Origin of the sequence: Micrococcus sp. MS-ASIII-49 (assembly GCF_000946635.1) — a bacterium.
GTDB classification, from domain to species: domain Bacteria; phylum Actinomycetota; class Actinomycetes; order Actinomycetales; family Micrococcaceae; genus Micrococcus; species Micrococcus luteus.
In genome coordinates, this window is record NZ_JXSP01000046.1 from 1 (window position 1) to 20,124 (window position 20,124).

The following is a 20,124-nucleotide window of genomic DNA, read 5'->3' on the forward strand; positions in this document are numbered from 1 at the left end:
CGTCCGGGCCGCCGCCGAGACCTGGCTGCGGACCCCGGCCGCCGGTCGCATCCCGGTCGAGGCGATGGCCCGCGCCATCGCCGACTGGCTGCTCACCGGCCTCATCGGCGCCGCGCCCGGCGCCGCCCTCGAACCCGCGGCGGCGGACGCCGACCGCGCCCGCCCCCACTCACGAACAGGAGCATCGTCATGACCGTCCACGAGAAGCTCGCCCCCCAGTCCTCGACGCCCAGCACCGAGGTTCCCTCCGACGTCGCCGAGATCGCGCCCGAGCGGCCGACGCCCGGCTCCCTCGACGCCGCGGCCCTCGAGGAGGCCCTCCTCGGCCGCTGGGCCGCGGAGCGCCGCGAATCCCGCGAACTGGTCAAGGATCCCGCCCTGTGGCGCGACCCGCTGCTCGGCATGGACGAGCACCGCGCCCGCGTCCTGCGGCAGCTGGGCGTCCTCGTGGAGCGCAACGCGGTCCACCGCGCCTTCCCGCGCGAGTTCGGCGGCGAGGACAACCACGGCGGCAACCTCGCCGCCTTCGGTGACCTCGTGCTCGCCGACCCCTCCCTGCAGATCAAGGCCGGTGTGCAGTGGGGCCTGTTCAGCTCGGCGATCCTGCACCTGGGCACCGCGGAGCACCACCGCCGGTGGCTGCCGGGCGCGATGGACCTGAGCGTCCCGGGCGCCTTCGCCATGACCGAGATCGGGCACGGCTCGGACGTCGCCTCGATCGCGACGACCGCCACGTACGACGAGGCGACCCAGGAGTTCGTCATCCACACCCCGTTCAAGGGCGCCTGGAAGGACTACCTCGGCAACGCCGCGCTGCACGGCAGGGCGGCCACGGTCTTCGCGCAGCTGATCACCCGGGGCGTCAACCACGGCGTGCACTGCTTCTACGTCCCCATCCGGGACGAGGAGGGCGCCTTCCTGCCCGGCGTGGGCGGCGAGGACGACGGCCTCAAGGGCGGACTGAACGGCATCGACAACGGCCGTCTGCACTTCACTCAGGTCCGCATCCCGCGCACCAACCTCCTCAACCGCTACGGCGACGTGGCCGAGGACGGCACCTACTCCTCGCCCATCGCCTCCCCCGGGCGTCGCTTCTTCACGATGCTCGGCACGCTCGTCCAGGGCCGCGTCTCCCTGTCCCTCGCCGCCACCACGGCCTCCTTCCTCGGCCTGCACGGTGCGCTGGCCTACGCGGAGCAGCGCCGCCAGTTCAAGGCCTCCGACCCGCAGCGGGAGGAGGTGCTGCTGGACTACCAGAACCACCAGCGCCGCCTCATCGACCGCCTGGCCCGCGCCTACGCGGACGCCTTCGCCTCCAACGAGCTCGTCGAGAAGTTCGACGACGTCTTCTCCGGCCGCTCCGACACGGACGTGGACCGGCAGGAGCTCGAGACGCTCGCCGCGGCCGTGAAGCCGCTGACCACGTGGCACGCCCTGGACACCCTGCAGGAGGCCCGCGAGGCGTGCGGCGGCGCCGGGTTCCTCGCCGAGAACCGGGTGGCCCAGATGCGCGCCGACCTGGACGTGTACGTCACGTTCGAGGGCGACAACACGGTGCTCCTGCAGCTCGTGGGCAAGCGTCTGCTGACCGACTACTCGAAGGAGTTCGGACGTCTCAATGTGGGCGCCGTCTCCCGCTACGTGGTCCATCAGGCCTCGGACGCCCTCCACCGTGCGGGCCTGCACAAGGCCGTCCAGTCCGTGGCCGACGGCGGGTCCGAGCGCCGCTCGGCGAACTGGTTCAAGGACCCCGCCGTCCAGCATGAGCTGCTCACCGAGCGCGTCCGTGCCAAGACCGCCGACATCGCCGGCACCCTCTCGGGGGCCCGGGGCAAGGGCCAGGCGGCGCAGGCGGAGGCGTTCAACACGCGCCAGCACGAGCTCATCGAGGCCGCCCGCAACCACGGCGAGCTTCTGCAGTGGGAGGCCTTCACCCGCGCCCTGGAGGGCATCACGGATGAGACCACGAAGACCGTCCTGACGTGGCTGCGCGACCTGTTCGCGCTGCGCCTCATCGAGGACGACCTCGGCTGGTTCGTGGCCCACGGCCGCGTCTCGAGCCAGCGCGCCCGGGCCCTGCGCGGCTACGTCAACCGGCTGGCCGAGCGGCTGCGCCCCTTCGCCCTCGAGCTCGTCGAGTCGTTCGGCCTCGAGCCCGAGCACCTGCGCATGGCGGTGGCCACGGACGCCGAGACCCAGCGCCAGGAGGAGGCCCACGCCTGGTTCACGGCCCGCCGGGCCGCCGGCGAGGAGCCGGAGGACGAGAAGGCCGTGCGCGCCCGCGAGAAGGCGGCGCGGGGTCGCCGCGGCTGACCGTGGCCGTCCCCGGACGCACACGGGCCCCCGTCACCTCGCGGTGGCGGGGGCCCGTGTGCGTGGTCGGGCGGGCTCAGCGCAGCACGGCCTCGTAGACCTCGATCGTGCGCTCCGCGATGGTCTCCCACGAGAAGTGCTCGATCGCGCGGGCCCGGCCGGCCTCACCCATCGCGCGGGCGCGCTCCGGGTCCTCCACGACGCGGGTGAGCGCGGCCGCGAAGTCGGCGGCGAACCTCTCCTCGTCCACGGGCGCCCCCGTGCCGTCGTCGACCTGCTCGAAGGGGACGAGCAGGCCGGTCTCGCCGTCCTGCACGACCTCCGGGATGCCGCCCACGGCGGAGGCGACGACGGCGGTGCCGCACGCCATCGCCTCGAGGTTGACGATGCCCAGCGGCTCGTAGACCGAGGGGCAGGCGAACACGGTGGCGGCCGTGAGGATCTCCATCACCTCGTGGCGCGGGATCATCCCCTCGATCACGACGACGCCCTGGCGGGTGCGCCGCAGCTCGGAGATCAACTCGTTCACCTCGTGCGCCAGCTCCGCGGTGTCCGGGGCGCCCACGCACAGCACGAGCTGGACGTCCTCCGGCAGCCGCAGGGCCGCACGGAGCAGGTGGGGCACGCCCTTCTGGCGCGTGATGCGGCCGACGAACGCGACGGAGGGCTTGTCCGGGTCGATTCCGTACTTCTCCAGTGCGGCGGTGCCGGTCTGCGGGGTCCAGACCTGCGTGTCGATGCCGTTGTGGACCGTGTGCACCTTCGCCGGGTCCACGTCCGGGTAGCAGGCCAGGATGTCCCGGCGCATGCCGTCCGAGACCGCGATGACCGCGTCCGCCCCGAGGTACGCCGTGCGCTCGGCCCAGCTGGACAGGGCGTAGCCGCCGCCGAGCTGCTCCGCCTTCCAGGGGCGCAGCGGCTCGAGGGAGTGCGCGGAGAGGACGTGGGGGGTCTGGTGCAGGAGCTTGCCGAGGTGGCCGGCCAGGTTGGCGTACCAGGTGTGGGAGTGGATGACGTCGGCGCCCTCGAGGTCGCCGAGGATCGTGAGGTCGGTGGCCAGGGTCTGCACGGCCCCGTTGGCGGCGTCGAACCCGGGCGGGTTCGGGTACGTCAGGACGCGGGCCCCGTGGTAGTCCGGGTCGCGCGGCGCGCCGAAGGCGTGCACGCGGACGTCGGCGCGGGAGGCCAGGACACGGGTCAGCTCGGCGACGTGGACGCCGGCACCGCCGTAGATGGACGGGGGGAACTCTTTGCTCACGATGTCGATGCGCACGCCCCCAACCTAGTTCAGCCCGGCGGGGGTCGATAGTCTGGCGGCACGGATGCCCCGCACGCCCCGAGCACGCGTGCGGGTCGCGACGACCCGGCTCACGAGGAGTGACACAGATGGTGCAGAAGAAGGTCCTCTCGGTCGTGCTGGCGGGCGGTGAGGGCAAGCGCCTGATGCCGCTGACGGCCGACCGTGCCAAGCCGGCCGTCCCGTTCGGCGGCACGTACCGCCTCATCGACTTCGCGCTCTCCAACCTGGTCAACAGCCGGTACCGCGAGATCGTGGTGCTGACGCAGTACAAGTCGCACTCGCTGGACCGCCACATCTCCGAGACGTGGCGGATGTCCACGCTCCTGAACAACTACGTTGCCTCCGTGCCGGCGCAGCAGCGCCGGGGCAAGGACTGGTTCACGGGCAGCGCGAACGCCATCTACCAGTCCATGAACCTGATCCACGACGCACGGCCGGACATCGTCGTCGTCATCGGCGCGGACCACGTCTACCACATGGACTTCCAGCAGATGGTGGACCAGCACATCGCCTCGGGCGCCAAGGCGACCGTGGCCGCGGTGCGCCAGCCGCTCGAGCTGGCCTCCTCGTTCGGGGTGATCGAGACGGACCCGCAGGACAGGACGCGGATCGCGGCGTTCGTGGAGAAGCCGGAGACGACCCCCGGCCTGCCGGACGACCCCACGCAGTTCCTGGCCTCGATGGGCAACTACGTGTTCGACACGGACGCCCTCGTGGCGGCGCTGAACCAGGACGAGGAGAACCCCGAGTCGAACAACGACATGGGCGGAGACATCATCCCGCTGTTCGTGGAGCGCGGCGAGGCCGGGGTGTACGACTTCACCGCCAACGAGGTGCCCGGCGGCACGGCCGGCAAGCACTACTGGCGGGACGTCGGCACCCTGGACTCCTACTACGACGCGCACATGGACCTGGTGCAGCCGTGGCCGGAGTTCAACCTCTACAACCGCGAGTGGCCGCTCTACACCCGCCAGTCCGTCTCCCCGCCGGCCAAGCTCGTGCGCTCGTCCACCCGCCGCCCCGGCTCGGCGAACGACTCGATCCTCTCCCAGGGCGTGGTCATCTCCGGCGGCACCGTGGCCCAGTCCGTGCTCTCCACGGACGTGCGCGTGCACAACGAGGCGTGGGTGGAGCAGTCGGTGCTGCTGGACTCCGTCGTGATCGGCGAGGGGGCCCACGTGCGCAACGCGATCCTGGACAAGAACGTGGTCGTGCCCCCGGGCGCGCGCATCGGCTTCGACCGGGCGGAGGACGAGGCGAACGGCTACACCGTGACAGAATCCGGGCTGACGGTGCTCTCCAAGGGCCAGCCCGTCCCGACGCCGCACTGACGCGGCCCCGGGCCGCCGGTCCCGGACCACCGCCGACGCGCGGGCACGCCCCGGTGTGTCCGCGCGTCGCCGTCCCCGCTGGATCCCCGACCGGAGGCTCGCCTTGACCGACACCACCCCCGACCTCGACGCCACCAACGTCACCCGCGCGGAGGCCGCGGACCGCTCCCGCCTGCTCACGGTGCAGGACTACGTCGTGGACGTGGACCTCTCCGACGCCCGGGACGCCGCCGCCGACACCTATCCGGTCCGCACCGTGATCCGCTTCGCGTGCGCCGAGCCCGGCGCGCAGACCCACCTGGACTGGATCCACGGCGGCGTGGAGTCGGTGACCCTCAACGGCACGGCGCTGGACGTGGCCGAGGTCGTGGGCGAGGCCCGGGTGCTGCTGCCCGACCTGGCGGCGCAGAACGTGGTCGAGCTGGTCGGCCGGTCCGTGTACTCCCGGTCGGGCGAGGGCCTGCACCGCTTCACGGACCCCGCCGACGGCGAGGTCTACCTCCACACCCAGTACGAGCCCGCCGACGCGCGCCGCGTGTTCCCGGACTTCGAGCAGCCGGACCTCAAGGCCGCCTTCACCTTCTCCCTCACCGGACCCGAGGACTGGGTGCTGGCCTCGAACCGGCCGGAGGTCTCCCGGACGCCGACCGGGGACGGTGTCGTCCGGGTGGAGTTCGCCCCGACGCTCCCCCAGTCCACCTACATCACGACGCTGCTCGCCGGCCCCTATGCGCAGTGGGAGGACGCCTGGGACGGTCACCCGGCCAGCGGTGCGCAGGCCGTGCCGCTGCGGCTGTTCACCCGGCGCACGATGGCCGACGCGTTCGACCCCGAGGCCGTGTTCGACGTGACGAAGCGGGGGCTGACGTTCTTCCACGACCTCTTCGGCGTCGCGTACCCGTGGGGCAAGTACGACCAGGCGTTCGTGCCCGAGTACAACCTCGGCGCCATGGAGAACCCGGGCCTCGTGACCTTCACCGAGGACTTCGTGTTCACCTCGCGGGCCACCGCGGTCCAGTACGAGGGCCGCGCCAACGTGATCCTGCACGAGATGGCGCACATGTGGTTCGGCGACCTCGTGACGATGCACTGGTGGGACGACCTGTGGCTCAAGGAGTCGTTCGCGGACTACATGGGCGCCCTCGGCGTGGACGAGGCCACCGACTTCCGGACCGCGTGGGTGACCTTCGCGTCCCGCCGCAAGGCCTGGGCGTACGTGCAGGACCAGATGCCGACGACGCACCCCATCGTCGCGGACATCGTCGACCTCGAGGCCGCCCGTCAGAACTTCGACGGGATCACCTACGCCAAGGGCGCCTCCGTGCTCAAGCAGCTGGCCGCCTACGTGGGCCGTGACGCGTTCCTCGACGCCGCACATCGCTACTTCGCCGCCCACGCGTGGGGCAACGCCTCCCTCGCCGACTTCATGGCGGTCCTCGAGGCCGCCTCGGGGCGGGACATGCGCGCGTGGGCGGACGCGTGGCTGCACACCTCCGGCGTGCCCCGGCTGCGGGTCGACGTCGACGGCGACGCCCCGGTGCTGCGCCAGGAGGGCGCGGACCCGGTCACGGGCGGGCCGATCCTCCGCCCGCACGTGCTGAAGGTCGGCGTCTTCACGCCCGGGCAGGACGGCGTCCTGCGCCGCACCGCCCAGGTCACCGCCGACGTGCCGGGCGGGGCGGAGGGCGCGGCCGTGCCCCTGCCGGACCTCGAGGTCCCCGGGGGCGTCCGCCTCGTGCTGCCCAACGACGAGGACCTCACCTACGCCGCCGTCGCGCTCGATGCGGGGTCGCTGCGCGCGGCCCTGACCCACCCCATCGCGGACCCGCTCGCGGAGGCCACCGTGTGGGCCGCCCTGTGGTCGATGACCCGCGACGGCGAGCTGCCGGTCGCCCGGTTCCTCGACGCGGTGGCGACGCTGTCCGCGCGGATCGCGACCGTGGGCGTGCACGCGCAGGTGCTGGCGCAGGCCGCCGCGGCCGTGGGCCAGTACGCCCGCGCCGAGGACCGGGACGCGCTGCGCGCCCTGGTGGGCGAGGTGCTGGCCGAACAGACCCGGACGCTCGAGGCCGGCTCCGACCGCCAGCGCACCGCGGCCCGCACGTGGGCGACGCTGGCGCGGGCCGACGTCGGGATGGCCGCGGCCCTCGAGGCCGCCCTGCTCGGCGAGGACGCGGCGACGTCGGCGCCGGGCCTGGCGATCGACGCGGAGCTGCGCTGGCTCGTGCTCCAGGCCCTCGCCGCGACCGGCCGGGCCGACCAGGACCGCCTGGACGCGGAGCTCGAGGCCGGCCGCACCGCCCAGACGGTCACGTGGCATCGCCTCGCCACGGCCGCCCGCCCCGATGCCGAGGTCAAGGCCGCGGCGTGGGAGGCGGTCATGTCCGGTCGCACGGCCACCGGCACGGAGCTGTCCAACGACCTGCTCTCGGCCACGGCGGCCGGCTTCGCCGCGGGTGGGGTCGAGCTCCTCGCCCCCTACGAGTCCGGCTTCTGGCCGCGCCTGACCTCGGTGTGGGCCTCACGATCCAACGGGCTGGCCTCGCGCGCGATCGGCGGGCTGTTCCCGGCCCGCCAGGACGCGGTGGCCGGCGGCGCCGACGCGCAGGAGTCACACCCGACGCTGGCCGCGGCCCAGCGCTGGCTGGACGAGCACCCCGACGCCCCGGGGGCCCTGCGGCGCCTGGTCGTGGAGCACACGGACGCCCTGCGGCGGTCCCTGCGCGTGCAGGCGGTGCAGCCGGCGGGCTGAGCCGCCGGCCCGGTCCAGCCCGGAGTGGTCACGACACGCCGCGTCCCTGCGGGACAGACGGCGTGTCGTGACCATTCCAGCTCAGGGCGCGGCGACGCGGAGCACGCGTTCCCGGCCCACCCGGCGCAGGCCCACGGCGTCGGCGGCGCGCTGGGCGTCCCGGTCGCGCATCCCCACCCGCTCGACGACGACGGGCCGCGTCTCCAGCACGGCCGTCAGTTCGGCGTGGCGCGCCACGTGCGCGGCCCCGCCGTCCGGGTCGAGAGACAGCGCCTGCCGGTCGGCCGCGTGGAGCCAGGCCGCCGACACGTCCTCCACCGGGCCGCGCAGGTGCGCGCCGAGGGAGGCGTCGTCGAGCAGGTCGGAGACGTCGGCGTCCGCGAGGCGGGCCACGAGTGCGGGTGGCCCGGCGACCACCGCGGTCGTGTGGAGCAGGACCACGTGCAGCAGCTCCGGGTCGGCGTCCGCGGCGGGCGCGAGCACGACGCCCGGGTCCTCCCACGCCGTCGGCGCGACGCCGAGTCCCGCGGCCAGTCCGGTCCGCAGCGCGGCGGTCGCGTCGGCGCCCAGCACGTCGGCCGGCGCGAGCGTGCCGAGGGCCAGCGGGTGGACGCCGAGCAGCCGGTTCAGGGCGCGGGCCTCGCGGTGCGCCCGGTCCACGAGGGCGGCCAGCTCGGGCGAGGTCTCCCCCACCAGCGGCAGCTCGCGCAACGTTGCGGCCCCCACCGGCACCCCGGCCTCGGCCGCGACCGCTGCCAGCGCGTCCCAGTGTCGCGTCTCCTCCTGGGCAGGCGTGCGGCCGCCGCCCGGCTCGTCCGGCCCGGTCACCGTGGCGGCGGCCTCGTCGAGGTCGCGGACCGTGACGAGGTCCCACGTGCCGTCCGCGCTCCAGCCGCGGTCCGTGAGCAGAGGCACGCGGCGGCCGGAGGCGAGCTCCAGCTCGAGGGCGCAGTGGACGTCCACGGTCGACCGTGGGCGCCGCGGGGCGTCGGAGCGGGCGATCAGGCGGACGGGGGCGTCGTCGTCGGGGGTCATGGTCCGATCCTGACAGAGCCGCCCCGCCACACCTCGACGCGTCGGGGGCGGTTTCGGGCGGTATTCACGTCGAATACCACCGCAAACCGCCCCCGGACGGAAGCGTGCCGGACGGTGCCGGGACGCCGTCAGGTGGCTCAGGGCACCCGCGCCGTCCACTCCGGGGTCGTGAACTTGGTGCGGGCCAGCTGCTCGGCCTCCTCGCGGGTGGCCTCTTCCAGCTCGACGCGGCGGGCGCCGTAGCGCTCCTGGAAGGTGGTCATCATGGTCTCCCAGATCTTGGCGCGGGAGACGCCAGTCTGGCGGCGGAGCGGGTCCACCCGCTTCTTCGCCGAGGCCACCCCCTTGCCGCGCAGCTTCTCCCGGCCGATGCGCAGCACCTCGAGCATCTTGTCCGCGTCGATGTCGTAGCTCATCGTCACGTGGTGCAGCAGTCCGGCCGTGCCCACCCGCTTCTGCGCGGCGCCGCCGATCTTCCCCTGGTCCGTGGCGATGTCGTTGAGCGGCTGGTAGAACGCCTGCACGCCGAGTCGGGCGAGCGCGTCCATGGTCCACTCGTCCAGGAACGGGTAGGTCTCCGCCGTCTCCAGCCCGTCGACCAGCGACGACGGCACGTGCATCGAGTACGTGACGCAGTTGTCCGCCTCCATGAACATCGCGCCGCCGCCGGAGATCCGCCGCACCACGTTGATGCCGTGCCGCCGCGCCCCCTCGGGGTCCACCTCGTTGGCCAGCGACTGGAAGGCGCCGATCACCACGGCCGGCTCGTTCCACTGCCACAGGCGCATGGTCGGCTTGCGACGTCCCTCGGCCACCTGTCGGGTGAGCACCTCGTCCAGGGCCAAGGTCAGCGCGATCGGCATCGGCTCCGGCCCGATGACCTCCCACTCGTGGTCCTCCCACGTGGTCGCCTTGCCGAGGGCGCGACGCACGGCCGAGGCGACCGCGAAGGCGTCCACGCCGAACAGCTCGGCCTCGGGTCGCAGACCCCGCTCGACGGCCTCCCGGATGACGCGATGCTCGGCGTCCGCGGACAGCCCGGTCACCGCCGCGTTGAGGTCCTCGAGCGCCTCGTCCGGCTCGAGGAAGAAGTCACCGTTGATGCTGGCGGTCGCGATCCGGCCGTCCGCGAGGCTCAGGTCCGCCGCGACCAGCTTGCCGCCGATCACCTTGTATTCACCGTGGAGAGTCCTCATGCCCGTCAGCCTACGGGCGACGCGACGGGCCCCACACCGCCCGGATCGCTCCGGGGGCGCGGGGCCCGTCGTCGTGCTGTGCGTGCGGCTCAGGCCGCCGCGGTCACTTCTTGCCGCCGAAGCCCTTGAAGCGGGCGTTGAAGCGCTCGACGCGGCCGGCGGTGTCCATGATGCGCTGCTTGCCCGTGTAGAACGGGTGCGAGGCGGCCGAGATCTCGACGTCGATCACCGGGTAGGTGTTGCCATCGGTCCACTCCGCGGTCTTGTCGGAGTTCGCGGTGGTGCGGGTGAGGATCTTCTCACCGGAGGCGAGGTCGTTGAAGATGACGTAGCGGTAATCCGGGTGGATCTCAGACTTCATGGTGCATCCTTCGTGTCAGCCGCCTGATTGGGACCAGGGGCGCGAGAGGTGTGGTCAGGGGGTCCGCCGGACGGCGGGCCAGCCGCCAACTCTACCGCACCCGGGCCGGTCAGCGCGCGCGCAGCTCCCACAGCGCGACCGCCGCGGCCGCGGCCACGTTCAGCGAGTCGACGCCGGCGGGCATGGGGATGACGACGTCGGCGTCGGTCTGGGCGAGGGTCTCGGGGCGGACCCCCGGCCCCTCCTGGCCGAGGACGAGGGCCAGGCGCTCGGCGGTCCGCAGCGGCTCGATCTCCGGCGAGTCCAGGCCCACGGCCTGCTCCGTCACCTCGAGGGCGGCCACCGCGAACCCGGCCGCCCGCAGCGCGGGCAGCGACTGGGCGACCGGACCGGGCAGGCGCGCCCACGGCAGGCGGAACACCGTGCCCATCGAGACGCGGATGGCGCGCCGGTACAGCGGGTCGGCGGCCTGCGGGGTGAGCAGCAGGGCGTCCCAGCCGAGGGCGACGGCGGAGCGCACCACGGCGCCCAGGTTCGTGTGGTCCACGAGGTCCTCGGCGATGAGCACGCGCCGGGCGCCCGCGAGGACGTCGGCGAGCGGCCGGGGTGCGGGGCGGTCCATCGCGGCCAGGGCGCCGCGGTGCAGGTGGAACCCGGTGAGGGCCTCGAGCACGTCGTCGGGTCCGGTGAAGACCGGGACGTCCGGGTGGGCGGCGAGCACGTCCGCGAAGGAACCGCGGTAGCGGTCCCCCAGCAGGAAGGAGCGCGGGGTGTGTCCGGCGTCCAGCGCGCGGCGGACCACCTGGGAGGACTCGGCGAGGAAGACGCCGTGCTCCGCGTCGACGCGACGGCGCAGGGCCGCGTCCGTCATGGTCGTGTAGGGGGCCAGGCGGGGGTCGGCGAGGTCCTCGATCCGCTCCAGGCGCACCTCGCGGGTCCCGCCCTCACCCACCCGAGACCTGCCGCATCACCATGACCACCAGCCCGGCCAGGCCCACGATCACGATGGTGACGCGCAGCGCCGTCGGCGAGATGCGCCGCCCGATCCGCGCGCCCACGAGCCCGCCCACGAGCGAGGAGAGCGCGATCAACAGGACGGCCCGCCAGTCGATGCGGTCGAAGGCGAAGACCAGGTAGAACGCGGCGGCGGTGAGGTTGACCACCAGCGACAGCCACGTCTTCACCGCGTTGGCGTGCACGAGGGTGCCGCCCACCAGCAGCACGCCGAAGATCGCCATGAGCATGACGCCCTGGGCGGCCACGAAGTAGCCGCCGTAGATGCCGGTCAGGAACACGAGCGTCCACAGCGTCGGGGTCACGGGGCCCACCGGCACGGGAGAGTCCGCGCCGGGGGTCGGCCCCTGGTCCTCCGCCCGACGCCGGACCCACCCCTGGATGCGCGGCTGCAGCACGACGACCGTCAGGGCCACCACGAGCAGCACCGGCGCGACGTAGCCGAACACGGCCGGGGGCAGCGTGGTGAGCAGGGCGGCGCCGATGACCCCGCCGAGCAGCGACGCGACGGTCAGCTTCGGCAGGAGCACCCGGGACTGGGCCAGCTCGCGGCGGTACCCGTACGTGCCGGAGAAGCCCGAGGCCACCAGGCCCATCGCGTTGGAGACCTGAGCCGTCACGGGCGGGAAGCCGACCGCCACGAGCGTCGGGAAGGTGACGAGCGTGCCCGAGCCGATCACCGAGTTGATCGTGCCGGCCCAGAACCCCGCGAGCAGCACGAGCAGGACCTGCCACAGGTCCATGCCCAGCAGCTGCGCGGTCAGCAGCCCCGTCACCGGGCCACGGCGGTGTACCGACCGCCGGTGCGGGTCACCTTCAGGTCCGTGCCGAATGCCGCGGAGAGGTGCTCCTCGGTGAGCGTCGACTCGATGGGCCCGGCCGCCACGACGCCGCCGTCCCGCAGCAGCAGCGCATGGGTGAAGCCCGGGGGCACCTCCTCGAGGTGGTGCGTGACGAGGATCAGCGCGGGCGCGTCCTCGTCCGTGGCGAGCGCCGTCAGCTGGCGCACGAGGTCCTCCCGCCCGGCGAGGTCCAGGCCCGCGGCGGGCTCGTCCAGCAGGAGCAGCTCGGGGTCGGTCATCAGGGCACGGGCGATGAGCACGCGCTTGCGCTCACCGTCGGAGAGGGTGCCGAACGCGCGGTGCGCGAGGCGGGAGAGCCCCCAGGTCGCCACGAGGCCGAGCGCGCGGGCGCGATCCTCCGTCTCGTACCGCTCGCGCCACGTGCCGGTGATCCCGTAGGCGGCGGTGACGACGGCGTCCTGCACGGTCTCGTTCGCGGGCACCTGGGCGGCGAGCTGGGCGGAGGACAGGCCGATGCGCGGGCGCAGCTCGAACACGTCGACGGCGCCGAGCACCTCGTCCAGCACGCCGACGTCGCCGGCGGTCGGGTGCAGGCGGGCCGCGGCCAGCTGGAGCAGCGTCGACTTGCCGGCGCCGTTCGGGCCCATCACGATCCACCGCTGCCCCGCGCGGACCGTCCAGTCCAGGGGGCCGAGGATGTCGGTGGTGCCGCGGCGCACGCGCACGCGGCGCATCTGCAGCACGGCGTCCTCGTCCGGGAGGAACCAGTCGTCGGGAGGCGCGGGGGTGGTCATGGGGGCCAGCCTAGTCCGGCCGGCCGGCGCGTCGCCGATGCGACGCACGCCCGGCCGCGCCCGCACCCCCGCCTAGGATGCCGCGCATGAGCACCCTGCGCCGCCTCGTCGTCACCGCCGACCCCGCCCTCCTCGTCACGGACGCGCCCCCGGCCGGCGTGCCCGACGACGCCGAACGGCTCACCGACGACGGCCTGCTGGGCTGGCGCTTCGCCGCGGACGAGTGGGCGGCGGCCCCGGAGCCGGGCTCCGGGTGGGACGTGCTCACGGTGCCGGCGACGGTCGCCGCCGCGCCGGCGCCCCTCGTGGTGACGGACGTGGACTCCACGCTGATCCGGCAGGAGGTCGTCGAGCTGCTCGCCGCCCACGCCGGCCGCGAGGCCGAGGTCGCCGAGGTGACGGAGCGGGCGATGCGCGGTGAGCTCGACTTCGCCGCCTCGCTGCACGCGCGCGTCGAGGCGCTCGCGGGGCTGCCCGTGGGCGTCGTGGCGGACGTGGTGCGGGCCATCCGGCCCACCGACGGAGCCCTCGCGCTGATCGAGGCCGTCACCGCGGCCGGCGGCCGGGTGTGCGCGGTCTCCGGCGGCTTCACCCAGGTGCTCGCCCCGCTGGCCGAGGCGTGGGGCGTGCACGCCTACTGCGCCAACGAGCTCGAGGTGCGGGACGGGCACCTGACGGGGAAGGTGCTCGGCGACGTCGTGGACCGCGCGGCGAAGGCCGCCATGCTGCGCGCCTGGGCCGAGGACGCGGGGCTCACCCCCGAGCAGGCCGTCGGCGTGGGCGACGGCGCCAACGACATCGATCTGCTCGAGGCGGCCGGCTGCGGCGTGGCGCTGTGCGCGAAGCCGATCCTCCGGGAGCACGCGGACGTCGTCGTCGACGTGCCCTCCTTCACCCCCCTGCGGTGGCTCCTCGGTCTCTGAGGCGTCCGCTCCCGGAGGTCACGAGGGCCGGATCCCACGGATCCGGCCCTCGTCGTCAGGGGTGTGGTGCGGTTCAGTTCTGCTGGAGGAAGTCCTCGGCGCCGCCCACGAGCTCGGTGTGGCCGACCTCGAGGTCCTCGCGGCCCACGAGGGAGGCGATCTCGGCGGCGAACTCCTCCACGGAGTAGAGCTTGCCGGCGGCCTCGCGGCGGGCCTCGATGGCACCGGGCTCGGCGCGGTCGAGCAGGGTGGCGGTGATGGTGCCCTCGATCATGTCGCCGGAGACCACCACGAAGCCCACGCCCTTCTCTGCGAACGCGGGGATGCGCTCGCGCAGGGCGTCCTCGCCGGCGCGCTTGGAGCGGGCCACGGGCTCGTAGGAGTCCATCGTGGCGACCTCGTCGATGAAGTGCGCCTGGTGGGAGGTCACGAACACGATCTGCCCGCCGGCACCCATGCGCTCGAGCGCGGCGTCGGCCAGCGCGGCCTGGGCGTCACGGTTGAGCTTCAGGGCGTAGTCCTCGCCGAACTGGGACTCCATGCCGCCCGAGGCGTTGAGCACGAGCACGTCGAGCGAGCCGAAGTGCTCCACGGCGGCGTCCAGCAGCGCGGCCCGATCCTCGGCGACGGTCACGTCGCCGCCCACGGCCACGGCGCGGCCGCCGGCGTCCTCGATCCTCTGCACCACCTTGTTCGCGCGCGGCGCCTTCTGGCGGTAGTTCACCACGACGCCCGCGCCGCGGGCGGCCAGCAGCTCGGCGGTGGCGGCTCCGATGCCGCGGGAGGAGCCGGTGACGACGACGCCGCGTCCGGCCAGGTCCTGCTCGGTCATGTTCTGTGCTTCCTGTCTGCTCAGCGGTCGGTGGTCGTCAGTGGCCCATGCCCAGGCCGCCGTCCACGGGGATCACGGCCCCGGAGATGTACGCGGCCTCGTCCGAGGCCAGCCAGCGCACGACGCCGGCCACCTCCTCCGGGGCGGCGAAGCGGCCGGCCGGGATGGACGTCTTGTACTGGGCCTTGAGCTCGTCGTCGAGGGACTGCGTCATCTCGGTGTCGATGTAGCCGGGGGCCACGACGTTCGCGGTCACGCCGCGCGCGCCGAGCTCGCGCGTGATCGAGCGGGCCATCCCGACGAGGCCGGACTTGGAGGCGGCGTAGTTGACCTGGCCGGGCGAGCCGAGCAGGCCCACCACGGAGGAGACCAGGACGATGCGTCCGCGCTTCAGGCGCATCATGCCCTTGGTGGCGCGCTGCACCACGCGGAAGGCGCCGGTGAGGTTCGTGTCGATCACCGAGGTGAAGTCGTCCTCGGACATGCGCAGCAGCAGCTGGTCGTGGGTAATGCCGGCGTTGGCCACGAGCACCTCGACCGGGCCGTGGACCTCCTCGACCTCGCGGAAGGCCGCGTCCACGGAGGCCGCGTCCGTCACGTCGGCCCGGACCGCGAGGACCCCCTCCGGCCCCTCCCCCGAGCGGGAGGTGATGGCCACCCGGTCGCCGTGCGCGGCGAACGCCCGGGCGATGGCCAGGCCGATGCCGCGATTGCCCCCCGTGACGAGGACGCTGCGGCCGGCGGCCTGCGCGTCCGCTGCGGGCGTGGTGGTCTGATCGGCCATGGGAACACCTTCCGGACGGGACGGGACTAGACTGAAGCACCGGCGCGGCGCCGTCGACGCCGTCCTGCGGGACGCCGCCGAGGGCGGGCGCGCCGGCATGTGAACCACCACTCTACGTCCGCGGCCACGCGGGGGCCCTCCGCAGGGCGCGACGTGCCAGGAGGATGCGCCATGACCAGCTCCGCCGCCGGCTCCCGAGCCGGCCGTCCCGCCCGCGCCGGGCGCGGGACGACACCGGAGGTCCAGGGGGTCACCACCGCCGCCGCCGGCCGCAGCGCGGACCGGGAGGCGCGCATGAAGGTCTACCTGGTCCAGATGCTGCTCCGCACCGCCTGCTTCGTCGCCGCGCTCTTCACCCACGGCTGGTGGCAGCTCGGGTTCATCCTCGGCGCGGTCGTGCTGCCCTACGTCGCCGTCGTGCGCGTGAACAACACCGGCCCGCAGCAGGCCGGCACCCTGCACGCCGTGCCCGCCCAGGGACCCGCCCTGGCCCCCCGCCCCGACGACACGGCGGCGCCCAAGCCGGTCGTGCTCACCGGCGACCTCGTGGACGACCCGCGCGACCGTGCGCCCCGGGCGCTGGGCCGAGGGTCCTCGTCCGCCGGCGGTCCCGGCCTGCCCGGACGGGGCGCCGCGTGATCGGGGCGGGCCCGGGTGAGCCGGGCATGGACCTGCTGGGCGCCCTCGCGTCCGGCCGCCTCGACCCCGCCGCCGGTGCCTCCGCCGCCCGATCCCCGCACGCCGCAGCGGACGGGCCCGAGCGGCCGGTCTGCTCGCGCCGCGGGTGCACCGCGGAGGCGACCTGGGCCCTGGAGTGGAACAACCCGCGCGTCCACGCCCCGGACCGCGTGAAGACCTGGCTGGCCTGCGCGGACCATCGACCCTTCCTGGACGACTTCCTGAGCGCCCGCGGCTTCCTGCGGCGCTCCCGCCCACTCGACCCGCCCGCCACGGAGGCGCCCGAGGTCGAGACGCCCGAGACCCCGCAGGAGCCCCCGCGCCCATGAGCACCCCCGCACCCATGTCGGCCCCGACCGCCCGCGACGCCGAACGCCTGCCTCCCCTGCGCTTCGGCTTCCTCGCCACCGGCCCGTGGATCCTCGGCTTCGTGCTGTGCATCCTCTTCGCGTTCCTGTGCCATGCGCTCGCCCAGTGGCAGTGGGACCGCCGCGTGGAGGTCCAGCACCGCGTCAACCGCGTCCTGGAGAACTACGACGACGACCCGGTCCCGTTCGCCGAGGCCTCCCGGCTGTTCACCGCGTTCCAGACCGAGGACGAGTGGACGCCTGTGACACTGACCGGCGAGTACCTCGTCGACGAGACGCTCATCGTCCGCAACCGTCCCCGCGCCGGCCAGCCCGGCTACGAGGTGCTCGTGCCGTTCCGGACGGACGAGGGCCCCGTCGTCGTGGTGGACCGCGGCTGGCTCCCGGTGGGCAACAGCCCGGGTCAGCCGGACGCCGTGCCGGCCCCGCCCGCCGGCCACGCCGAGGTCGTGGTGCGGGTCAAGCCCGGGGAGCCGGCCCTGGACCGCGACGCCCCGGACGGCCAGGTGCCCTCGATCGATCTCGCCGAGATCGCCGACACCGTGGGCGGGCCCGTGGCCGGGACGGCCTACGGGATCATGGTCACGGAGGACCCGGCGGTGGAGTCGATGCCGCAGAAGCTCGTCGAGCCCACCCTGGACGAGGGCCCGCACCTGTCCTACGCGATCCAGTGGTACCTGTTCGCGGCCATGGGCTTCGGGGTGTGGGGGTACTCCGCGTGGATGCGCGCCCGCAACGACCGGGCCGACGCCCTCGACGACGCCGCGGACGACGGGCTGCTCTCCGCGCACCGGGTCCCCCGCGCCAAGCCGGCCCGGCGGCGGCGCGACGGGCGGCTTACGGACGAGGAGGCCGAGGACGCGCTCTTCGACTGAGCCCGCCCTCCGCCTCGGCGGCCCGCGCACTCAGGCGAGGGTGATGAGGTCCCTGTAGTCGTCGTTCCAGAGGTCCTCGACCCCGTCCGGCAGCAGCACCACGCGCTCGGGGTCGAGCGCCTCGACGGCGCCCTCGTCGTGGGTCACGAGCACCACGGCGCCCTCGTACTGCTGCAGCGCGTTCAGGATCTCCTCGCGGCTGGCGGGGTCGAGGTTGTTCGTGGGCTCGTCCAGCAGCAGCACGTTCGCGCTCGAGGCCACGAGCGTGGCCAGCGCCAGGCGGGTCTTCTCGCCACCGGAGAGGACGCGGGCGGGCTTGTCGACGTCGTCGCCCTGGAAGAGGAACGATCCGAGCAGCGTGCGCGCCTGGGTGTCGCCGAGCTGCGGGGCGGCGTGGCGCATGTTGTCCAGGACCGACGCGTCCTGGTCCAGGGTGTCGTGCTCCTGGGCGAAGTAGCCCAGCTTGAGCCCGTGGCCCGCCTGGACCTCGCCGGTGTCCGGGGTCTCCTCCCCGGCGAGCATGCGCAGCAGCGTCGTCTTGCCGGCGCCGTTGTAGCCCAGGATCACCACGCGCGAGCCGCGGTCGATCGCCAGGTCCACTCCCGTGAAGATCTCGAGCGAGCCGTAGGACTTGGAGAGGTTCTCGGCGCGCAGCGGCGTCTTGCCGGAGGCCTGCGGGGTGGGGAAGCGGATCGCGGCCACGCGATCGACCGCGCGCTCGCCCTCGACGCCGCGCATGAGCCGCTCGGCGCGCTTGATCATGTTCTGCGCGGCGGTGGCCTTGGTCGCCTTGGCACGCATCTTCTCGGCCTGGGCCATGAGGGCCGAGGCCTTCTTCTCCGCGTTGGCGAACTCCCGGCGGCGGCGCGCCTCGTCCTGCTGGCGCTGGGCGAGGTAGTTCTTCCACGTCATGTTGTAGACGTCCATGGTCTGCCGGTTCGCGTCCAGGTAGAGGACCTTGTTCACGGTCATCTCCATGAGCTCCACGTCGTGCGAGATCATCAGGAGGCCGCCGGAGTAGGTCTTCAGGTAGTCGCGCAGCCACACGATCGAGTCGTGGTCGAGGTGGTTGGTGGGCTCGTCCAGCAGCATGATGTCCGCGTCGGAGAAGAGGATGCGGCCGAGCTCCACGCGGCGGCGCTGGCCGCCGGAGAGGGTGTGCAGCGGCTGGTCCAGCACGCGGTCCGGCAGGCCGAGGTTGGACGTGATCCGGGCGGCCTCGGACTCGGCCGCGTAGCCGCCGCGGGCCTCGAACTCCGCCTCCAGGCGGGAGTAGCGGTTCATCGCACGCTCCCGCTCGGCGTCGTCGACGGCGGCCATCCCGGCCTCGGCCTCGCGCATGCGGCGGATGGTCTGGTCCAGGTCGCGGGCGGAGAGGATGCGGTCACGGCCGGACTGGTCCATGTCCTCGACCTTGGGGTCCTGGGGCAGGTAGCCGATGCGACCGGTCCGGGTCACGGTGCCCGCCGTGGGCTGCCCGCCGCCGGCCAGGACCTTGGTCAGCGTCGTCTTGCCGGCGCCGTTGCGCCCCACGAGGCCGACCTTGTCCCCCTTGTCCACGCGGAAGTTCACCTCGTCCATGAGGAGACGGGCGCCCACGCGCAGTTCGACATCGGTGACGGTCAGCATGGGGGTGTCAGACTCCAGGGGTCGAGGGAAGGACAGGGGTGCACCGGCGGGGCCCGGCCGATCTCGACGGGCGGGGGCCAGTGCGGTGCCGGGCCAGTCTAGTCCGTCTACACTCTGGCCCCATGAGCTTCAACGAGAACGTGCAGATCGACGCCGGCCGGGCCCGATCGGGCGGTGGCGGCGGGCTGGGGGGCCGGGGCATCGCCATCGGCGGTGGCGGCGGCCTGCTCGCGTTGCTGCTCGCGATCTTCGCCCCCGGGCTGGCCGAGCAGCTCGGGATCGACACGGGTGGCGGGTCCGTCGGCCAGAGCCAGTACCAGCAGCAGACGGGCTCGGGCGGCCAGAGCCAGCCCCTCTCGGACGAGGAGTGCGCCAGCGGTGCGGACGCCAACCAGAACACGGACTGCCGCGTCATCGCGACCACCGAGGCCGCGGACGAGTTCTGGGGCGAGTACCTCGCGCAGTTCTCGGACATCCAGTGGCGCCAGCCGCAGCTCACCCTGTTCCAGGGCGGTGTGAGCACCGGCTGCGGCAGCGCCTCCTCGGCCACGGGCCCGTTCTACTGCCCGGCGGACGAGTCCATGTACTTCGACACCGCGTTCTTCGCGACGCTGCAGACCGACTTCGGCGCCGAGGGCGGGCCGCTGGCGGAGGAGTACATCGTGGCGCACGAGTACGGCCACCACGTCCAGCAGGTCACCGGCTACCTGCAGCACTCCAGGGACGGGACCACTGGCCCGACCTCCGGCGCCGTGCGCGCGGAGCTGCAGGCCGACTGCTTCGCCGGCATGTGGGCCGGGCACGCCGCCTCCACCGTGGACCCCGAGTCCGGCGCGCCGTTCCTGAAGCCGATCTCGCAGGACCAGCTGCGCCAGGCCATCGACGCGGCCTCCGCCGTGGGCGATGACCGCATCCAGTCCACCCACACCGGTCGGGTGGACCCCGAGGCGTTCACGCACGGCACCTCTGAGCAGCGCATGGCCTGGTTCATGCGCGGCTACCAGAGCTCCCAGCAGGAGCCGGACATCCGTCAGTGCGACACGTTCCGGGCCTCCTCCCTGGACATCTGAGCCGCGAGCCCCGGGGTGCCTGCGGGCCCGTCCGCACTCCCCCACCACGACGGCGGCCCGTCACCT

The 20,124-nt window shown here is 73.6% G+C and carries 18 protein-coding genes and 1 pseudogene; 9 read left to right on the forward strand and 10 right to left on the reverse strand.

What is annotated here, in order from left to right; all coding sequences use genetic code 11:
• Both SJ20_RS03200 and SJ20_RS03205 read left to right on the forward strand, forming a co-directional pair.
• A pseudogene (locus SJ20_RS03200) lies at window positions 1-193 on the forward strand (TetR/AcrR family transcriptional regulator); the annotation flags it as partial.
• Entirely contained in the window at window positions 190-2,313 is a 2,124-nt protein-coding gene (locus SJ20_RS03205) for an acyl-CoA dehydrogenase (RefSeq protein WP_044658927.1), read from the forward strand. The pseudogene SJ20_RS03200 and the gene SJ20_RS03205, both read left to right, overlap by 4 nt.
• Before the next feature lie 76 nt (window positions 2,314-2,389).
• Here SJ20_RS03205 and glgA read toward each other — a convergent pair whose 3' ends face one another.
• Window positions 2,390-3,586 carry a glycogen synthase gene (gene glgA, locus SJ20_RS03210; protein WP_044658928.1) on the reverse strand — a complete coding sequence of 399 codons (1,197 nt, stop codon included), beginning with the start codon at window positions 3,584-3,586 and terminating at the stop codon, window positions 2,390-2,392.
• A 113-nt stretch (window positions 3,587-3,699) separates the two neighbouring features.
• Here glgA and glgC point away from each other — a divergent pair, with 113 nt between their 5' ends.
• Both glgC and pepN read left to right on the forward strand, forming a co-directional pair.
• Window positions 3,700-4,944, forward strand: a complete 1,245-nt coding sequence (gene glgC, locus SJ20_RS03215; RefSeq protein WP_044658929.1) for a glucose-1-phosphate adenylyltransferase — start codon at window positions 3,700-3,702, stop codon at window positions 4,942-4,944.
• Window positions 4,945-5,047: 103 nt separating this feature from the next.
• Window positions 5,048-7,696, forward strand: a complete 2,649-nt coding sequence (gene pepN / locus SJ20_RS03220) for an aminopeptidase N (RefSeq protein WP_044658930.1) — start codon at window positions 5,048-5,050, stop codon at window positions 7,694-7,696.
• Between the two features lie 81 nt (window positions 7,697-7,777).
• Here the strand turns inward: pepN and SJ20_RS03225 are convergent, their stop codons facing one another.
• From SJ20_RS03225 to SJ20_RS03250, 6 genes are all read right to left on the reverse strand, one after another.
• Complete coding sequence (locus SJ20_RS03225; RefSeq protein WP_036336847.1) at window positions 7,778-8,731, reverse strand: hypothetical protein; 954 nt, start codon at window positions 8,729-8,731, stop codon at window positions 7,778-7,780.
• A gap of 137 nt (window positions 8,732-8,868) precedes the next feature.
• Window positions 8,869-9,927 (reverse strand): biotin/lipoate A/B protein ligase family protein, encoded by a 1,059-nt coding sequence (locus SJ20_RS03230; RefSeq protein ID WP_044658931.1) that lies wholly within the window; start codon window positions 9,925-9,927, stop codon window positions 8,869-8,871.
• Between the two features lie 103 nt (window positions 9,928-10,030).
• Window positions 10,031-10,288, reverse strand: coding sequence for a type B 50S ribosomal protein L31 (locus SJ20_RS03235; protein ID WP_002855042.1), 258 nt, complete (start codon window positions 10,286-10,288; stop codon window positions 10,031-10,033).
• A 109-nt stretch (window positions 10,289-10,397) separates the two neighbouring features.
• Entirely contained in the window at window positions 10,398-11,240 is an 843-nt protein-coding gene (locus SJ20_RS03240) for an RNA methyltransferase (protein ID WP_044658932.1), read from the reverse strand.
• Entirely contained in the window at window positions 11,233-12,078 is an 846-nt protein-coding gene (locus SJ20_RS03245; protein ID WP_044658933.1) for a sulfite exporter TauE/SafE family protein, read from the reverse strand. Before SJ20_RS03245 ends, SJ20_RS03240 begins: the two co-directional genes overlap by 8 nt.
• The gene (locus SJ20_RS03250; protein WP_044658934.1) at window positions 12,075-12,899 is read right to left on the reverse strand and encodes an ABC transporter ATP-binding protein; all 825 of its coding nucleotides are present in this window, start codon (window positions 12,897-12,899) and stop codon (window positions 12,075-12,077) included. The genes SJ20_RS03245 and SJ20_RS03250 overlap by 4 nt, the downstream gene beginning before the upstream one ends.
• Window positions 12,900-12,985: 86 nt before the next feature.
• Here SJ20_RS03250 and serB point away from each other — a divergent pair, with 86 nt between their 5' ends.
• Window positions 12,986-13,822 (forward strand): phosphoserine phosphatase SerB, encoded by an 837-nt coding sequence (serB, locus tag SJ20_RS03255; protein WP_036315229.1) that lies wholly within the window; start codon window positions 12,986-12,988, stop codon window positions 13,820-13,822.
• Between the two features lie 73 nt (window positions 13,823-13,895).
• Here serB and SJ20_RS03260 read toward each other — a convergent pair whose 3' ends face one another.
• The gene (locus tag SJ20_RS03260; protein WP_036315231.1) at window positions 13,896-14,654 is read right to left on the reverse strand and encodes an SDR family oxidoreductase; all 759 of its coding nucleotides are present in this window, start codon (window positions 14,652-14,654) and stop codon (window positions 13,896-13,898) included.
• A gap of 37 nt (window positions 14,655-14,691) precedes the next feature.
• The gene (locus tag SJ20_RS03265) at window positions 14,692-15,438 is read right to left on the reverse strand and encodes a beta-ketoacyl-ACP reductase (RefSeq protein WP_036315234.1); all 747 of its coding nucleotides are present in this window, start codon (window positions 15,436-15,438) and stop codon (window positions 14,692-14,694) included.
• A gap of 171 nt (window positions 15,439-15,609) precedes the next feature.
• Between SJ20_RS03265 and SJ20_RS03270 the strand changes: the two genes are divergently transcribed.
• Genes SJ20_RS03270 through SJ20_RS03280 form a run of 3 tightly spaced genes read left to right on the forward strand, consistent with a single transcriptional unit; the run spans window position 15,610 to window position 17,359 of the window.
• Window positions 15,610-16,077, forward strand: a complete 468-nt coding sequence (locus SJ20_RS03270) for a DUF3099 domain-containing protein (protein ID WP_044658935.1) — start codon at window positions 15,610-15,612, stop codon at window positions 16,075-16,077.
• Window positions 16,074-16,445: a hypothetical protein gene (locus SJ20_RS03275; protein WP_036315240.1), complete on the forward strand. Its 372-nt coding sequence runs from the start codon at window positions 16,074-16,076 to the stop codon at window positions 16,443-16,445. The genes SJ20_RS03270 and SJ20_RS03275 overlap by 4 nt, the downstream gene beginning before the upstream one ends.
• Window positions 16,442-17,359 (forward strand): SURF1 family protein, encoded by a 918-nt coding sequence (locus SJ20_RS03280; RefSeq protein WP_036315243.1) that lies wholly within the window; start codon window positions 16,442-16,444, stop codon window positions 17,357-17,359. The genes SJ20_RS03275 and SJ20_RS03280 overlap by 4 nt, the downstream gene beginning before the upstream one ends.
• Window positions 17,360-17,389: 30 nt before the next feature.
• On the opposite strand, the gene abc-f is transcribed toward SJ20_RS03280, so the two are convergent.
• A complete protein-coding gene (gene abc-f, locus SJ20_RS03285) occupies window positions 17,390-18,988 on the reverse strand; it encodes a ribosomal protection-like ABC-F family protein (protein ID WP_044658936.1) in 1,599 nt (532 codons plus the stop codon).
• Between the two features lie 122 nt (window positions 18,989-19,110).
• On the opposite strand from abc-f, the gene SJ20_RS03290 reads away from it, so the two are divergent.
• Window positions 19,111-20,058 carry a neutral zinc metallopeptidase gene (locus SJ20_RS03290; RefSeq protein WP_044658937.1) on the forward strand — a complete coding sequence of 316 codons (948 nt, stop codon included), beginning with the start codon at window positions 19,111-19,113 and terminating at the stop codon, window positions 20,056-20,058.
• Window positions 20,059-20,124: the final 66 nt, after the last annotated feature.

Bases quoted from the DNA above. Each gene is read 5' to 3' on its own strand.
- SJ20_RS03205 (WP_044658927.1), top strand. From the start codon at position 190: ATGACCGTCCACGAGAAGCTCGCCCCCCAGTCCTCGACGCCCAGCACC.
- glgC (WP_044658929.1), top strand. From the start codon at position 3,700: ATGGTGCAGAAGAAGGTCCTCTCGGTCGTGCTGGCGGGCGGTGAGGGC.
- SJ20_RS03225 (WP_036336847.1), bottom strand. From the start codon at position 8,731: ATGACCCCCGACGACGACGCCCCCGTCCGCCTGATCGCCCGCTCCGAC.
- SJ20_RS03230 (WP_044658931.1), bottom strand. From the start codon at position 9,927: ATGAGGACTCTCCACGGTGAATACAAGGTGATCGGCGGCAAGCTGGTC.
- SJ20_RS03235 (WP_002855042.1), bottom strand. From the start codon at position 10,288: ATGAAGTCTGAGATCCACCCGGATTACCGCTACGTCATCTTCAACGAC.
- SJ20_RS03250 (WP_044658934.1), bottom strand. From the start codon at position 12,899: ATGACCACCCCCGCGCCTCCCGACGACTGGTTCCTCCCGGACGAGGAC.
- serB (WP_036315229.1), top strand. From the start codon at position 12,986: ATGAGCACCCTGCGCCGCCTCGTCGTCACCGCCGACCCCGCCCTCCTC.
- SJ20_RS03260 (WP_036315231.1), bottom strand. From the start codon at position 14,654: ATGACCGAGCAGGACCTGGCCGGACGCGGCGTCGTCGTCACCGGCTCC.
- SJ20_RS03265 (WP_036315234.1), bottom strand. From the start codon at position 15,438: ATGGCCGATCAGACCACCACGCCCGCAGCGGACGCGCAGGCCGCCGGC.
- SJ20_RS03270 (WP_044658935.1), top strand. From the start codon at position 15,610: ATGACCAGCTCCGCCGCCGGCTCCCGAGCCGGCCGTCCCGCCCGCGCC.
- SJ20_RS03280 (WP_036315243.1), top strand. From the start codon at position 16,442: ATGAGCACCCCCGCACCCATGTCGGCCCCGACCGCCCGCGACGCCGAA.
- abc-f (WP_044658936.1), bottom strand. From the start codon at position 18,988: ATGCTGACCGTCACCGATGTCGAACTGCGCGTGGGCGCCCGTCTCCTC.
- SJ20_RS03290 (WP_044658937.1), top strand. From the start codon at position 19,111: ATGAGCTTCAACGAGAACGTGCAGATCGACGCCGGCCGGGCCCGATCG.